This is a genomic window from Nonomuraea sp. NPDC003560, assembly GCF_042878785.1.
In the GTDB taxonomy this organism is placed as follows: domain Bacteria; phylum Actinomycetota; class Actinomycetes; order Streptosporangiales; family Streptosporangiaceae; genus Nonomuraea.
The window spans coordinates 446,704-460,553 of record NZ_JBIAOF010000009.1 but is presented as its reverse complement, the minus strand read 5'-3'; the positions used below and the strand labels follow the sequence as shown (position 1 = coordinate 460,553).

The 13,850-nt window shown below is 73.8% G+C and carries 15 protein-coding genes; 11 read left to right on the top strand and 4 right to left on the bottom strand.

Features of this window, described 5'->3' with window-relative positions; genetic code table 11:
• Positions 1 to 44: 44 nt before the first annotated feature.
• Entirely contained in the window at positions 45 to 854 is an 810-nt protein-coding gene (locus tag ACFYUV_RS33420; RefSeq protein ID WP_358286498.1) for a helix-turn-helix transcriptional regulator, read from the top strand.
• 22 nt (positions 855 to 876) lie between these two features.
• Here the strand turns inward: ACFYUV_RS33420 and ACFYUV_RS33415 are convergent, their stop codons facing one another.
• Positions 877 to 1,995, bottom strand: a complete 1,119-nt coding sequence (locus ACFYUV_RS33415; RefSeq protein WP_387675496.1) for a globin domain-containing protein — start codon at positions 1,993 to 1,995, stop codon at positions 877 to 879.
• Between the two features lie 349 nt (positions 1,996 to 2,344).
• Between ACFYUV_RS33415 and ACFYUV_RS33410 the strand changes: the two genes are divergently transcribed.
• From ACFYUV_RS33410 to ACFYUV_RS33395, 4 genes are read left to right on the top strand one after another with little or no spacing between them, the layout of a single operon-like run.
• The gene (locus ACFYUV_RS33410) at positions 2,345 to 3,031 is read left to right on the top strand and encodes a gamma-glutamyl-gamma-aminobutyrate hydrolase family protein (protein WP_387675493.1); all 687 of its coding nucleotides are present in this window, start codon (positions 2,345 to 2,347) and stop codon (positions 3,029 to 3,031) included.
• A gap of 9 nt (positions 3,032 to 3,040) precedes the next feature.
• Entirely contained in the window at positions 3,041 to 3,955 is a 915-nt protein-coding gene (locus ACFYUV_RS33405) for an alpha/beta hydrolase (RefSeq protein WP_364337353.1), read from the top strand.
• On the top strand, positions 3,952 to 4,731 hold the full coding sequence (locus tag ACFYUV_RS33400) for an enoyl-CoA hydratase/isomerase family protein (protein WP_352350863.1): 780 nt from the start codon (positions 3,952 to 3,954) through the stop codon (positions 4,729 to 4,731). Before ACFYUV_RS33405 ends, ACFYUV_RS33400 begins: the two co-directional genes overlap by 4 nt.
• A 57-nt stretch (positions 4,732 to 4,788) precedes the next feature.
• On the top strand, positions 4,789 to 5,340 hold the full coding sequence (locus tag ACFYUV_RS33395) for a hemerythrin domain-containing protein (protein WP_387675489.1): 552 nt from the start codon (positions 4,789 to 4,791) through the stop codon (positions 5,338 to 5,340).
• A 6-nt stretch (positions 5,341 to 5,346) separates the two neighbouring features.
• On the opposite strand, the gene ACFYUV_RS33390 is transcribed toward ACFYUV_RS33395, so the two are convergent.
• Both ACFYUV_RS33390 and ACFYUV_RS33385 read right to left on the bottom strand, forming a co-directional pair.
• Positions 5,347 to 6,528: an acyl-CoA dehydrogenase family protein gene (locus ACFYUV_RS33390; RefSeq protein ID WP_358286510.1), complete on the bottom strand. Its 1,182-nt coding sequence runs from the start codon at positions 6,526 to 6,528 to the stop codon at positions 5,347 to 5,349.
• Between the two features lie 26 nt (positions 6,529 to 6,554).
• Positions 6,555 to 7,145: an SAM-dependent methyltransferase gene (locus ACFYUV_RS33385; RefSeq protein ID WP_358286512.1), complete on the bottom strand. Its 591-nt coding sequence runs from the start codon at positions 7,143 to 7,145 to the stop codon at positions 6,555 to 6,557.
• 128 nt (positions 7,146 to 7,273) lie between these two features.
• Between ACFYUV_RS33385 and ACFYUV_RS33380 the strand changes: the two genes are divergently transcribed.
• The 5 genes from ACFYUV_RS33380 (at position 7,274) to ACFYUV_RS33360 (ending at position 11,389) form a co-directional block, all read left to right on the top strand.
• Positions 7,274 to 8,866: a histidine kinase gene (locus ACFYUV_RS33380; RefSeq protein ID WP_358286514.1), complete on the top strand. Its 1,593-nt coding sequence runs from the start codon at positions 7,274 to 7,276 to the stop codon at positions 8,864 to 8,866.
• Positions 8,863 to 9,561 (top strand): response regulator, encoded by a 699-nt coding sequence (locus tag ACFYUV_RS33375; protein WP_387675482.1) that lies wholly within the window; start codon positions 8,863 to 8,865, stop codon positions 9,559 to 9,561. The genes ACFYUV_RS33380 and ACFYUV_RS33375 overlap by 4 nt, the downstream gene beginning before the upstream one ends.
• Positions 9,562 to 9,623: 62 nt before the next feature.
• A complete protein-coding gene (locus ACFYUV_RS33370; protein ID WP_387675479.1) occupies positions 9,624 to 10,043 on the top strand; it encodes a hypothetical protein in 420 nt (139 codons plus the stop codon).
• Between the two features lie 10 nt (positions 10,044 to 10,053).
• On the top strand, positions 10,054 to 10,644 hold the full coding sequence (locus tag ACFYUV_RS33365) for a phosphoribosylanthranilate isomerase (protein WP_387675476.1): 591 nt from the start codon (positions 10,054 to 10,056) through the stop codon (positions 10,642 to 10,644).
• Complete coding sequence (locus ACFYUV_RS33360; protein WP_387675473.1) at positions 10,637 to 11,389, top strand: GNAT family N-acetyltransferase; 753 nt, start codon at positions 10,637 to 10,639, stop codon at positions 11,387 to 11,389. The genes ACFYUV_RS33365 and ACFYUV_RS33360 overlap by 8 nt, the downstream gene beginning before the upstream one ends.
• 64 nt (positions 11,390 to 11,453) lie before the next feature.
• On the opposite strand, the gene ACFYUV_RS33355 is transcribed toward ACFYUV_RS33360, so the two are convergent.
• Positions 11,454 to 13,088, bottom strand: coding sequence for a hypothetical protein (locus tag ACFYUV_RS33355; RefSeq protein ID WP_387675471.1), 1,635 nt, complete (start codon positions 13,086 to 13,088; stop codon positions 11,454 to 11,456).
• A 180-nt stretch (positions 13,089 to 13,268) separates the two neighbouring features.
• Between ACFYUV_RS33355 and ACFYUV_RS33350 the strand changes: the two genes are divergently transcribed.
• Positions 13,269 to 13,850, top strand: coding sequence for a CDP-alcohol phosphatidyltransferase family protein (locus tag ACFYUV_RS33350; protein ID WP_352350843.1), 582 nt, complete (start codon positions 13,269 to 13,271; stop codon positions 13,848 to 13,850).

Below are 13,850 nucleotides of genomic sequence, written 5' to 3'. Positions count from 1 at the left end.
GCAGGTAATCGTGATACTTCCCTCTCCCCGCTAAATTTCCTGACATGGGAGCAGTAGCGATACAAGAAGAGACTTTTGGTGATTTGTTGCGGTCGTGGCGGCAGCGGCGCCGGGTGAGCCAGCTCGATCTGGCCATCGAGGCCGACGTCTCCTCCCGGCACGTCAGCTTCCTGGAGACCGGCCGCGCCCGGCCCAGCCGCGAGATGGTGATGCGGCTGGCCGAGGAGCTCGACGTGCCGCTGCGCCACCGCAACCGGCTGCTGGTCGCCGCCGGGTTCGCGCCGGTCTTCCCCGAGCGCGAGGTGCGCGCCCCGGAGATGGCCGTCGTCCGCCAGGCGCTGGACAAGATCCTGGCCGGGCACGAGCCGTACCCGGCGCTGGTCGTGGACGCGGCGTGGAACCTGGTGGCGGCCAACTCGGCGGCCGCCATGTTCATGGCCGGCGTGCCCGCCGAGCTGCTGGCCGAGCCGGTCAACGTGATGCGGCTGTCGCTGCACCCCGACGCGATGGGCGGCAGGCTGCTGAACCTGGCCGAGGTCCGCGCGTACCTGCTGCACCAGCTCCGCAGGCAGGCCGAGGCGTCGGCCGACGGCCGCCTGGCCGAGCTGCACGACGAGCTGGCCGCCTACACCTACCCCGGCGTCAACCTCAACGTGGCCCACGTGCCGGGACCGGGCGACATCCTGCTGCCGCTGCGCATCGCCGACGGCGACCGCGTGTTGTCGATGTTCACCACCATCGCCACCTTCGGCACGCCGATGGACGTGACCGTCTCGGAGCTGGCCATCGAGACGTTCTGGCCGGCCGACGAGGAGACCGCCGCCGCCTTCCGCCGCGACCCGGCGGCCTCCTGACGCCCACCGGGGACGTTCAGTCCTAGCGTTCACCGGGGACGACGTCGCGGTGGATGCGCGCAAGCGGCACGCCGTCGGCCTGCAGGCGGCGCACGGTGCCGTCCACCATGCCGCCCGGACCGCAGACGTACACGTCGTGCTCGCGCCAGGAGTGGAAGCGCCCGGTCACCTCCGGCAGGTGGCCGCGCATCCCGGCGTAGGACGGGTCCCCGGAGACCACCGGCAGCACCTGCAGCCACGGGAAGGACGCCTGCATCGCCAGCAGGTCGGGCAGGTCGTACAGCTCGTCGGCGGTGCGCACGCCGTGCAGCAGGTGGATCCGCGGCCGGCGGCCCGAGGCGATGACGTGCTCGACGATCGCCTTCAGCGGGGCCAGCCCCGTGCCGCCGGCCACGCACAGCAGGTCGCGGGCGCTGTGCTCGCACGGCGTCATCGTGCCCATCGGCGGCCCGAGCATGACCGTGTCGCCGATCCTGGTGTGCCTGGTCAGCGCCGTGGACACCCAGCCGCCCGGCACCGAGCGCACGTGCAGCGTGACCGTGTCGTCCGGGCGCGGCGCGTTGGCGATGGAGAACATGCGCCACACCCGCGGCCAGCGCGCGGTCTGGACGGTGACGTACTGGCCCGCCGTGTACGGCAGCCGCTGCGCGGGCCGCAGCGTGATCACCGCGATGTCCGGACGGCGCAGCTCGTGGTCGACGACCTCGGCCGGCCACCAGGCCGGCGAGACGCCCGCCTGCGACTCGGCCGACTCGATCATCAGGTTGGCCGCCGCCGTGTACGCCGACACCCACGCCGCCTCGATCTCGTCGTTCCACACCTCGGCGGCGAAGCGCCGGATCGTGGCCAGCAGGGCGGTGCCGACGGCCGTGTAGTGCTCGGCGAGCACCCCGTACTTGCGATGGTCCCTGCCGAGCTGGCCGAGGTAGGCGGCCAGGCCGTCCGGGCTGTCCAGGCTCCACACGATCCGGGTCAGCGCGCCGAACAGCCGGTCGCGCTGGACGTCCATCGCGGGCGGGAACATCCCCCGCAGGTGCGGGCTCGCGGCGAACAGCCGCCCGTAGAAGTACGCGGTCGCCTTGTCGGCCACGGGCTCGACGAGTGAGAAGCTCTCCTTCACCAGTCGCGGATTCAACGACATGCACTCAACCCCACCCCATTGGACCGGAAAATCGATTCCGGCCGCGTCGGCCACCTCCTGACGGCTCCGGGTCGTGAACGCGCTGTGTGCCCCGGCACATCCGGCGCGCTCGGAAATGAGTCTTACACCACCTCTGATGCGTCACAACCGATTCACCCCAATTGCGATATGGGCTTTTCCGGCGGAGAAAATGAATAAAAGTGATTTTCGTCTTTCGGATTCCGGTGTTTCCCGCCGGGCGGCGGAGGCGTAGCATCCCGCCATGGCGGTCCTCCACCCCGGCCCGGCGAGGCCCGGCTGACCGCCGGGACGGCCTCCCGCCTGCCCTGACCCGCCCCTGGAGATCCGCATGTCCCGACCGCTCATCGGCATCACCGCCTACCTGGAGGCCGCCCGCTGGGGCGACTGGGTGCGCGAGGCCGTGCTGTCACCGCCGTCCTACGCCAAGGCGGTCGAGCGGGCCGGCGGCGCGCCGGTGCTGCTGCCGCCGCTCGACCCCCATGTCGCCGCCGACCACGTCGGCGGCCTGTCCGGCGTCCTGCTGGCCGGCGGCGCCGGCCTCGGCGCCGCGGCCTACGGCGGCGAGCCCGACGAGCGCGCGCCCGAGCCGCAGCCCCACCGCGACCGGTACGAGCTGGCCCTGGCCGGGGCCGCCGTCCGGGCCGGCCTGCCGATCCTGGCCATCGCCCGCGGCCTGCACGTCCTCAACGTCGCCCAGGGCGGCACGCTGATTCCGTGGCTGCCCGAGGTGGTCGGCCACGAGCGGCACGGCGAGCCGGGCGCGGTGCACGACATCCAGGTGAGCGTGTCGAGCAAACTCGGCAAGGCGGTCGGCGACCACGTCGAGGCGGTCGCGCCGCACCACCAGTCCGTGCGCCGCCTGGGCAGCGGCCTGCTCGCGGTGGCCTGGGCCGACGACCAGATCGTCGAGGGCGTCGAGCTCCAGGGCCACCGGTTCTGCGTCGGCGTCCAGTGGCATCCCGAACGCGGCGGGGACAATCGGCTCTTCGATGCGTTCGTCGAGGCGGCCCGCTAGGCTGCGCTCATGCCGCTGCACCCCCAGGCGCGGGACTACGTCGCCCTCTACCCGTCGGACCTCAACACCGACCTGGCCACGCTCGACCTGGCCACGATCCAGGAGATGCGCGCGCACGACGGCTTCGCGGCCCAGCGGGGGCCGCTGACCAAACTCCCGTTCGTCCGCGACGAGCTCGCCGGCGACGTGCCGATCCGCATCTACCGCGCCGACCCCGGCGACGGCCTGCTGCCCGTCGTGGTCTACTTCCACGGCGGCGGCTGGGTCTTCGGCAGCGTCAGGCGCAACGACGCGCTCGGCCGCGACCTGGCCCTGCGCACCGGCGCCGTGGTCGTCTCGGCCGACTACCGGCTGGCCCCCGAACACCCCTTCCCGGCCGCCGCCGACGACGCCTGGACCGTCGTGCGCGACGTCTTCGCCAGGCCCGCCTTCTACCAGAGCAACGGCAGCGTGGCCGTCGTCGGCGACAGCGCGGGCGGCAACCTGGCCGCCGTCGCCGCCTGGCGGGCCGCCGGGTCCGGCATCCGGCTGGCCCACCAGGCGCTGGTCTACCCGGTGCTCGACACGGCCATGGACACCCCGAGCTACCGCGCCTACGCCAAGGGCTTCGGGCTCGACGCCGCCGAGATGGCCTGGTTCGCCGAGCGCTACGCGCCCGGCGCCGACCCCGCCGACCCGCTGCTGAGCCCCCTGCGCATCGACGACCTGACCGGCCTGCCGCCGGCCACCGTCCTCACCGCCGAGTGCGACGTGCTCAGGGACGAGGGCGAACACTACGCCCGCCGCCTGGCCGACGCCGGCGTGCCGGTGGAGGCGCGCAGGTTCGACGGCGCGATCCACGGCTTCTTCGGCCTGCCCGGCCTGTTCGACCAGGCGGCCGAGGCCAGGCAGTACATCGCCGACCGCCTGCGGGAGCACCTGTGACCTACACCAAGCTCAAGCTCGACACCCCGGCCGAGGGCGTGCTGCGCGTCACGATCAGCGAGCCCGGCAGGCTCAACGCCGTCGACATGACCGGCCACCGCGAGCTGAGCGAGATCTGGCGCGAGGCCGACCGCGACGACTCCGTCCGGGCGATCGTGGTCAGGGGCGAGGGCACGGCGTTCTCGGCCGGCGGCGACCTGTCGATGATCGAGGAGATGACCCGCGACCACGCCACCAGGATGCGCGTGTTCGCCGAGGCCCGCGACATCGTCTACAACGTGCTCAACTGCTCCAAGCCCATCGTCTCGGCCGTGCAGGGCCCGGCCGTGGGCGCCGGGCTCGCGGTGGCGCTGCTGGCCGACATCTCGGTCGCCGGCCGCACCGCGCGCATCATCGACGGCCACACCCGGCTCGGCGTCGCCGCCGGCGACCACGCCGCGATCATCTGGCCGCTGCTGTGCGGCATGGCCAAGGCCAAGTACCACCTGCTGCTGTGCGAGCCCGTCACCGGCGAGCAGGCCGAGCGCATGGGCCTGGTCAGCCTGTGCGTCGACGACGACCAGGTGCACGACAAGGCCATGGAGATCGCGGTCCGGCTCGCCCAGGGCTCCCAGGAGGCGATCCGGCTGACCAAATACTCGCTCAACAACTGGCTGCGCCTGGCCGGCCCCACCTTCGACGCCTCGCTGGCGATGGAGTTCCTCGGCTTCACCGGCCCCGACGTGGTCGAGGGCGTGCGCGCGGTGCGCGAGAAGCGGCCGCCCGCCTTCGGCTGAGCCGGGCGCGTGTGCTTGTCGCGTGTGCTTGTCCGGGCCCGGGGTAGGCGCACCCTCATGACGGACAACGATGTGGTCGACCTGCTGGTGCGCCAGCACGAGCAGATCAAGAGCCAGTTCACGGAGGTCGAGAACGCTGCCCCCGAGGACAAAGCAGCGGCTTTCCAGAGGCTGGTGCGCCTGCTGGCCGTCCACGAGACAGCAGAGGAGGAGATCGTCCACCCGTACGCGCGCCGCCACGTCGACGACGGCGACGACCTGGTGGACGAGCGACTGGCCGAGGAGAACGCGGCCAAGGACATGCTCACCCAGATGGAGCGGGCGGGCGTCGACGACCCGCAGTTCGCGGCCAACCTGGCCACGCTGCGCAAGGCCGTCGTCGAGCACGCCGAGGCCGAGGAACGCGAGGAGTTCCCCCGGCTGAGGCAGGCCGCCGGTGACAAGGAGCTGCGCGCGATGGCGCTCGGCGTCAAGGCCGCCGAGGCGCTCGCGCCCACGCACCCGCACGCCGGCGTCGAGACCGCGCCGAAGAACCTGCTGGCGGGCCCGCCCGCCGCGATCATGGACAGGGCCCGTGACGTGATCCGCAAGGCGACGGGCAGGGCCTGAGGGCCGTCAGAAACTCCGGGGCAACCCGAGCACCTGTGTCGCGAGGTAGTTGAGCAGAAGCTCCTCCGTCACGGGTGCCACCCTTCCGATACGGGCGTCGGCCAGCAGCCTGGCCACCGGGTACTCCAGCGAGTACGCCATGCCGCCGTGCGTCTGGAACGCGGCGTCGGCCGCCTCCCACGCGGCCTGGGAGGCGGTCAGCTTGGCGACGTTGGCCTCGGTGCCGCACGGCAGCCGCCGGTCGAAGGACCAGGCCGCCTTGTAGAGCATCAGCCGCGCCAGCTCGATCTTGGCCTTGACCTGCGCCAGCGGGAACGCGATGGCCTGGTTGGCGCCGATCGGACGGCCGAACACCTCGCGCTCCTTGGCGTAGCCGACCGCCACCCGCAGCGCCACCTCGGCGCCGCCCAGCGCGGAGGCGGCCAGCAGCACCCGCTCGGGGTTGAGGATGTCCCACAGCACGGCCGCGCCGCCGTCCACCTCGCCGACCACGCTCGTGGCGGGCACCCGCAGGTCGTCGACGAACACCATGTTGGACGGCGTGGTGTTCGCGCCCATCTTGGGGATCGGCCGGAAGGACAGCTGCCCGGCGGCGACCGCCTCGGGCACGTTCACCAGGAACACGGTCAGCCCGTGGGTGCGCGGCCTGGCCTCGGCCGCCGGGACCGTCCTGGTCACCAGCAGCATCCAGGTGGCCCGCTGCACGCCGGTGATCCAGATCTTCTGGCCGTTGAGCACGTAGTCGCCGCCGTCGCGGCGGGCCGAGGTGGTGATCGCCAGCGAGTTGGAGCCGGCGTCCGGCTCGGTCAGGGCGAAGCACGTCTCAACCTCGCCCGTGGCCAGCCGGGGCAGCAGCTCGGCCCGCTGCTCGGCGGTGCCGTGCCGGGCCAGGGTGAGCGCGCCGAAGCCGGGGGTGAGCACGTACGTGAAGGCCGAGCCGCCCGCCGCGCCCGAGCTCGCCAGCGTCTCGGTGGCCACCGCCAGCTCCAGCAGCCCCTGCCCGCCCCCGCCGTACTCCTCCGGCACGGCCAGGCCCAGCCAGCCGCCCTTGGCCAGGTCGGCCCAGACCTCCTCCGGCCAGCGCTTGTCGCTCTCGCACCGCTGCCAGTAGTCGAGGTCGTAGCGGGCGCAGATCTCGGCGACGCCGCGCTGGACGGCCTGGGCGCTCTCGGGAAGGGTGAAATCCATCACGCCATCGTAGAAGTTCGTTCTGTTCAGGGTCGAGGTCTGCGGGCGTGGAAGACGAAGGCCGGCGGCGTGTTGCGCCACACCGTGCGTCCGGGCACGACCTCCTCGAACCGCTCGGCCAGCAGCGCCCGGAACCGCCGGGCCGAGCTGAGCGGGATGGCGTGGATGTAGGAGAAGGTGGTGAAGGCCGCGCCGGGGCTCATCACCGACGTCACCGCGTCCAGCAGCTCGTGCTGCAGCCCCGTGGGGAAGGCCGCCCACGGCAGGCCGCTCACCACGACGTCGGCGTGGCTCAGCCCGCGCCCGGCCAGCAGCTCGCCCAGGCGCGCCGCGTCCGCGTGGGCCACGTCCACGGCGGGGAAGCGCGCCGCGAGCAGCACCGCGAGCCGCTCGTTCACCTCGACGGCCAGGTGGTGGCCGCGCCCGGCGAGCCGCTGCTGGATCTCCGCCGTGAACGGGCCCGTGCCCGGCCCGAGCTCCACCACGGTCGGCTCGCCGCGCTCCGGGACCGGCGCGCAGACGGCCGCGGCCAGCCGGCGCGAACTCGGGGCGACGGCGCCGATCACGGCGGGGGCGCGCAGGAACTGACCGAGGAACATTGCGGTGTCGTTGGACATGGACCCGAACGTATCGGGAAGATCACCCGCTGCGCTCCCTCCTCTGGACGAACCTGCGGCCACTAGGAGGAGACGGGGTCCTCCGCGCGGAGGATCAGGTATCGGCCGAGGGTGGATAGCGTGAGGCCATGCGTTGGCGTGGTGTGCCGCTCGATGTCCTGCTCGCGGCATCAGGCGTGGGGCTGGATCTGTTGACGACGGCCCACGCGGGCGACACCGCGTACCTGCCGGCGGCGATGAACATCCCCATGGCCCTCCTGGTGGGCCTGCCCATGGGGCTCGTACGGCGGTGGCCGCTGGCCGTCACCCTCTACCTGGCCGTCTTCCTCGTGCTCAGCGACCAGCTAGGCTCCTACACCTCCAACACCGCGCAGATCCTCATCTGCGTCGCGCTCGGCGTGGTCGGCTTCCGCGTCCCGTGGCGGCCCGCCATGGCCGGTGTGGGCGCCACCGTCCTGGCCACGGCGGTCAACATCGCCGACCCCGGCATCGCGATGACCGGCAACACCTGGATGTACTCGGTGCTGCTGCCCGTCTTCCCCACCGTGCTCGGGGCCTACCTGCGCAGCTCGGCCGAGCGGCTGGAGGAGCGCGACGTCACGCCCGACGCGCTGCTGGCCGCCGGCGGCGTGGCCATCACCGTGCTCAGCACCTGGACCTCCTGGCACAGCGGCGCCCTGCCCGTGTGGGTGATCGGCCTGCTGGCCGTGGTCGGCGGGCTGTCGCTCGGCGTCGCCCGGCGCCTGCCCGGCCTGGTCCTGCTGCTGCAGGGCGTGCTGCTGATCGCCGCCGACACCTATCTCAACGACGCCGTCAACACCTGCCTGATCCTCACGCTCATCGCGATCGGCGTGTTCTCCATGCGCGTCGCCTCCTGGGCCTGGACGGGGGCCGCGTACCTCACCGGCTGCCTGCTGACCGCCATCGCCGTCGTCGGCGACGGCACCGAGATCACCCCGCTGCGCGTCGGCGTGCTGATGACGCTGGTGGCCACGCCCATCGCGATCGGCCGCTACCTCGGCATGCGGCAGGCCGCCGCCGCCGCCGAACGCCTGCGCGCCGAGGAGTCGGCCCGGCTCGCGGTCGCCCAGGTGCGCGCCGACCAGCTCGCCGAGCGCGAGCGCATCGCCCGCGACGTGCACGACATCGTGGCCCACCACGTCGGCGCCATGGTGCTGCGCGCCAGCGCCGCCCGCTACACCGCGCCCGACGGGCCGGTCGCCGACGCGCTGTCCGACATCCGCGAGACCGGCCACCAGGTGCTGCAGGACCTGCGGGACCTGCTCGACCTGCTGCGCGACCCCGACCGCGGCCCCGACCTGCTGGCCAACCCGGCCGACGTGGTCCGCGAGTCCGCCGAACGCATGGCCGCCGCCGGCCTCGTCGTCGACCTCGACCTCGATCCGGCCAGCGACCGCGCCCCGCTCATCGCCCGCGCCTCCGCCGCGCGCATCGTCCAGGAAGGTCTCACCAACGTGCTCAAACACGCCGGACCCGGCACCCGGGTCCGCGTCACCGTGGCCCCCGCGCAGGAGGGGTTGTCCATCGAGATCCGCAACGGCCGCCCGCCCACCGTCATCGAGCGGCTGCCCTCCTCCGGCCGCGGCCTGGCCGGGATGCGCGAACGGGTGCGCGCCCTCGGGGGCACCCTCAGCGCCGGCCCCGACGGCGACGGCGGCTGGCTGCTGCTGGCCAGCCTGCCCGCCAGGAGCGCCGCGTGATCCGCGTCCTGGTGGCCGACGACCAGGCGCTGGTCCGCGCGGGCGTGCGCATGCTGCTGCAGGCCGCGGGGGACATGGAGGTCGTCGGCGAGGCCGAGGACGGCGCCGAGGCCGTCCGCCTGGCCGAACGCCACGTGCCCGACGTCATCCTGATGGACCTGCGCATGCCCCGCGTGGACGGCCTGGAGGCGACCCGGCGGGTGCTGGCGGCCCGCCCGGGGGCCCGCGTGGTCGTGCTCACCACCTTCGCCGAGGACGCCGACGTGCACGCCGCCCTGCGCGCCGGCGCCGTCGGCTTCCTGGTCAAGGACGACGAGCCGGAACGCATGGTCGACGCCGTGCGCAGGGCCGCCGCGGGGGAGCAGCTGCTGGCCCCCTCGGTGCTGCGCCGGGTCGTGGAACGGTTCCTGGCCGCCGAGGAGCAGGCCGCCGTGCCGCCGCCGTCCGGGCTGACCGAGCGGGAGCTGGAGGTGCTCGCCCTGGTCGGCACCGGCCTGTCCAACGCCGAGATCGCCGAGGAGCTGCACGTCGGCGTCACCACCGTCAAGACGCACATCGCCGCCGCCATGGACAAGCTCGGCCTGCGCAACCGCATCCAGGCCGCCGTGGTCGCCCACCGCTCCGGTCTCGTGGACGCCGCCTTCCGCCCGGTCCGTCCGCCACGTGGGGGACCGGGAGGTCATCCCGCAGGCTGACGACCGCATGTGGCCGTCCTCGACACGATGTGGGTCCTTCGTTCGCAGAAAGGATCCACATCATGGGGGAGACACAGGTCATGCCGCGTCCCGGCACGACCCGGCAGGTGTCGGCCGGGCTGCTCTACAGCCTGCGCGTCGCCATCATCGCCCAGGCGGCCGCGCTGCTGGTGGCCGCCTCGTTCGCCGGGCAGGCCGTGTCGGCGGGCGGCGGCCCGGTGGCCGAGACGCACGTCATGGCGGGCATGGTCGTCCACCTGGTGGCGCTCGTGCAGATCGTGCTGGCGATCCTGGTCTGGCGGCCAGGACGCGGCGCCGGCTGGCCGGTGTGGGCCAGCGTCGCGCTGTTCGTCGTCGGCGGCCTCCAGCACGTCACCTGGCTCTGGCTGGGCGCCCACCTGCCCAACGGGGTGCTGCTGTTCGGCCTCATCGGCGCGCTGCTGATCTGGTCGTGGTCGCCGTCGGCGGCGGGGCGCCGCTAAGGTCTGAGGTGTGTATGTGAAGATCTGCGGGTTGAGCGAGCCCGAGCACGTCGAGGCCGCCGTCGAGGCGGGCGCCGACGCCATCGGGTTCGTGCTCACCCGGAGCCCGCGCAGGGTCACGCCCGAGCGGGCGGCCGAGCTGGCCGTGCCGATCCCGCCCCACGTGCTCACCGTGGGCGTCTTCCGGGGCGAGACCCCCGAGGAGGTCCGGGCCGCCGCGCTGGCCTCGGGCGTGCGCGCCGTGCAGCTGCACGGCCACCACCCCCACGCCGACTTCACCGCCCTGAAAGACCTCGGCCGGCCGCTCGTGCGGGCCGTCGACGCCGCCGCCGACCTGCGGTGCGGCGCCTTCGACGAAGACCTGCTCATCGTCGACGCCCCGCGTCCCGGCTCGGGGGAGCCCTGGGACTGGGCGGCGGTGCGCGGCCGCCCGTCCGGCCGGTGGATGCTGGCCGGCGGGCTCGACCCGGCCAACGTGGCCGAGGCCGCCGAGGCCGCCGGCGCGTGGGGGGTCGACGTGTCCAGCGGCGTCGAGACCGCGCCGGGCGTCAAGGACTCCGCCCTGATCAGGGCCTTCCTGCGGGCCGCCCGCGGTGGCTGACGAGCTGGCGCGGGTCCTTTCCTTCCTGCACGGCTTCGCCCGGCGCAAGGCGCCCGTCGTGGCGCCGGTCCCCGGCGGGTTCGCGGTGCTCGACGAGCGCTACCCGATGTCGCACGACGACAACAAGCTCGTGGTCTGGAACGGCCGCCCGGGGCCGGTGCTCGCGGCCGCCGAGGAGCGGCTCGCCGGGCTCGGCCACCGGCTGGTGTGCGTCGACGACGACCGGCTGGGCCAGGAGTTCCGGCCCGCCTTCGCCGCCGCCGGCTACGGCCACGAGACGAACGTCGTCATGGCCTTCCGCGGCCCCCGCCCCGCCGCATCCGCCGCCGCCACCACCGAGCGGCTCGCGTTGGAGGAGCTGCTGCCCGTGCTGCGCGAGGAGTGGCGCGCCTCGCTGCCGCAGGCGTCGCAGGGCGTGGTCGACGGGCTCGCCGCCCGCGCCGCGGCCCGCGCGTCCGGCGCGGACCGGGTCGAGTTCCACGCCGTACGCGCCCCCGGCGGGCAGATCGCCGCCCACGCCGACCTCTACGTGCACGAAGGCGTCGCCCAGATCGAGAACGTCTACACCCTGGAACGCCACCGCGGCCAGGGCTTCGCCCGCGCCCTGCTGACCGCGCTGCTGGCCGCCACGGCCGGCGCCGAGCTGACGTTCCTGGTCGCCGACGCCGCCGACTGGCCGCGCGAGTTCTACGCCCGCCTCGGCTTCGAGCCGGTGGGCCACACCCACGCCTTCCTGCGCACCTGACCACCCGGCCTGGCTGCCCCGCCTGACCGCCTGGCCCGGCCGCCGCGACGGGCCGGGGGCGCGCTCAGGCGCCCACCCAGCGGGCCAGGGCCACCGCGGCGGGGCCCAGCAGGGCCAGCACGGCTCCCGACAACGCGTGCACCACCGTGTACGCCAGCAGCGGCGTCCCGTTCCCCGACATCGCGCGCACCCCGCCCAGGACGGTCGTCAGGCCGTGCTGCCCGGTCACCGCCCCCAGCACCAGCGGCGGCGGCGACATCATCAGCTTGGCCCCCATGGCCAGCGAGATCACCACCGGCACGGCGGCCGTGGCGACCGCGCCCAGGGCCACCTGCCAGGCGTGCCGCGCCACCAGTTCCACCGCCGCGGGCCCGGCCGACAGCCCGAGCGCCGCCACGAAGACGGCGAGCGCCACCTCGCCCACCACCCGGGCGGCACCGGCGTCGTACTGCCCGAAACCGGCCCGTCCCGCCCGTGCCCGGCCGAACACCAGCCCGGCCGCCAGGCAGCCGAGCGACGCCGTCAGGCCGCCCGCCAGGCCCGCCACCAGCCCCGCCACGAGCCCGGCGGCCAGGTAGACGACGTCGGCCCGCCGCCCGGCGTCCGCCCGCGCCCCGAGCCAGGACGCCGCCCGGTCCACGTCCCGCTTCAGTCCGGTCACCCGCACCACGTCACCGGCGCACAGCTGCGTGCCGGGCCGGACCGGCAACCGGCACCCCACCCGCCGCACCTCGCACACGTGCAGGTCCTGCACCCCCTGGCCGGACAGCCCGGCGCGCAGGTCGCGCACGGTCGCCGGCGGCCGGCCCCCGAGCATGACGTCGGCCACCTCCACGTCCAGGTCGAGCTCCCGCCCGCCCGGCACCTCGGGCCCGACCACCGCGCCGGCGTTGACGACGTCCTGCCGCACGCCGACCACCACGACCTCGTCGTCCCGCTGCAGCAGCGTGTCGGGGCCGAACGGGATCGGCCGGCCGTTCCTGCGCAGCCGCTCCACCGAGACCCGGGTGCCCATCGCGATCTCCGCCTGCCCGACCGTCCTGCCCTCGCCGGTGGTGACCTGGTGGGCCCGGCCCAGCACCGCCGGCGGCGGCGTCTCCTCCGCGCCGTCCAGCCGCCGCCACAGCGCCGCGGCCTCCTCCCGGGGGTCGAACCGGAGCGCCGCGGGCGCGGCCCGCACGGTCAGCAGCGCGACGGTGACCAGGGCGAGGAGGTAGGACAGGACGTACGCGGGCCCGAGCGCCTGCTGCGCGATCCCGGCGGCCTGCAGGGCGTCGGCCGCCGTGCCCAAGGCCACCGGCCCGGCCGCCGCCCCGGCGACCAGCCCGGCCGTGGTGCCAGGGTCGAGCCCGAGCGCGTCCGCGACCAGCGCCGCGACCGCCAGCGCCCCGACGACCTCGACGACCGTGAACCACAGGTACCGCAGGTTGCGCCCGGAGAAGGCGGCGAAGAAGGCGGGCCCGAGGGTGTAGCCGAGGGTGAAGGCGAAGATCGAGAACGCGATCACGCGCACCTGCTGGTGGACCTCGACGCCGCCGGTCAGCAGCCCGACGGCGAGGGCGGCGGCCAGCGTCCCGGCCGCGCCGCCGAGTGCCACCCCGCGGAACCTGAGCCTGCCCAGGGCGAACCCGAGGGCCAGGCAGAGGAACAAGGCGATCTCCGGCGCGTCCCGCAGCACGCCGGACTCCCAGGGCCACATCCGATCCCCCCAAGGCAGGCCGGCAGCGCGGGGGGATCGATCATCCAGCCTTTTCCCGCCCCCACATGCCGCGAAACGCCATCAACCCCCATCGGCCCCGCGTCCGTGCGGGGGCGGGCGAGCGGGGAATGGTCGCTGGTGGGGCGTCTGTGCCGGAGTTCCACGCAGTAGGGTCTCTGCGTGAGCGAAACTTCCGCCGAGGACCGGATCTGGACGGTTCCCAACCTGCTGAGCTTCCTGCGCCTGCTCGGCGTGCCCGTGTTCCTCTGGTTGGTTCTGGGGCCCAGGGCGGACGGGTGGGCCATCGCCATCCTCATCGTGGCCGGGTTCACCGACTGGCTCGACGGCAAGATCGCTCGTGCGTTCAACCAGACCAGCAAGCTCGGCCGGGTGATCGACCCGGCCGCCGACAAGCTGTACGTCTTCGCCACGATCCTGGCGTTGCTGCTGCGCGAGGTCATCCCGTGGTGGCTGGTGGCCGTCATCGTGGCGCGGGAGCTCTTCGTCGCCTGTTCGTTCCCCGTACTTCGCAAACACGGATATAAGGCACTTCAGGTGCATTTCCTGGGCAAGGCCGCCATGTTCAACCTCATGTACGCCTTCCCGCTGCTCTTCCTCGCCTCCCACACCGGGTGGTATGCCGATATAGCGCGAATTGCCGGGTGGGCCTTCGCGATCTGGGGCACCGGCCTGTATTGGTGGGCAGGGATCCTGTATGTGGTGCAGGTGCGCCAACTCGTAACCGCGACCACGAAGGAGTGA

Bases quoted from the DNA above. Each gene is read 5' to 3' on its own strand.
- ACFYUV_RS33420 (WP_358286498.1), top strand. From the start codon at position 45: ATGGGAGCAGTAGCGATACAAGAAGAGACTTTTGGTGATTTGTTGCGG.
- ACFYUV_RS33415 (WP_387675496.1), bottom strand. From the start codon at position 1,995: ATGTCGTTGAATCCGCGACTGGTGAAGGAGAGCTTCTCACTCGTCGAG.
- ACFYUV_RS33410 (WP_387675493.1), top strand. From the start codon at position 2,345: ATGTCCCGACCGCTCATCGGCATCACCGCCTACCTGGAGGCCGCCCGC.
- ACFYUV_RS33405 (WP_364337353.1), top strand. From the start codon at position 3,041: ATGCCGCTGCACCCCCAGGCGCGGGACTACGTCGCCCTCTACCCGTCG.
- ACFYUV_RS33395 (WP_387675489.1), top strand. From the start codon at position 4,789: ATGACGGACAACGATGTGGTCGACCTGCTGGTGCGCCAGCACGAGCAG.
- ACFYUV_RS33390 (WP_358286510.1), bottom strand. From the start codon at position 6,528: ATGGATTTCACCCTTCCCGAGAGCGCCCAGGCCGTCCAGCGCGGCGTC.
- ACFYUV_RS33385 (WP_358286512.1), bottom strand. From the start codon at position 7,145: ATGTCCAACGACACCGCAATGTTCCTCGGTCAGTTCCTGCGCGCCCCC.
- ACFYUV_RS33380 (WP_358286514.1), top strand. From the start codon at position 7,274: ATGCGTTGGCGTGGTGTGCCGCTCGATGTCCTGCTCGCGGCATCAGGC.
- ACFYUV_RS33370 (WP_387675479.1), top strand. From the start codon at position 9,624: ATGGGGGAGACACAGGTCATGCCGCGTCCCGGCACGACCCGGCAGGTG.
- ACFYUV_RS33355 (WP_387675471.1), bottom strand. From the start codon at position 13,088: ATGTGGCCCTGGGAGTCCGGCGTGCTGCGGGACGCGCCGGAGATCGCC.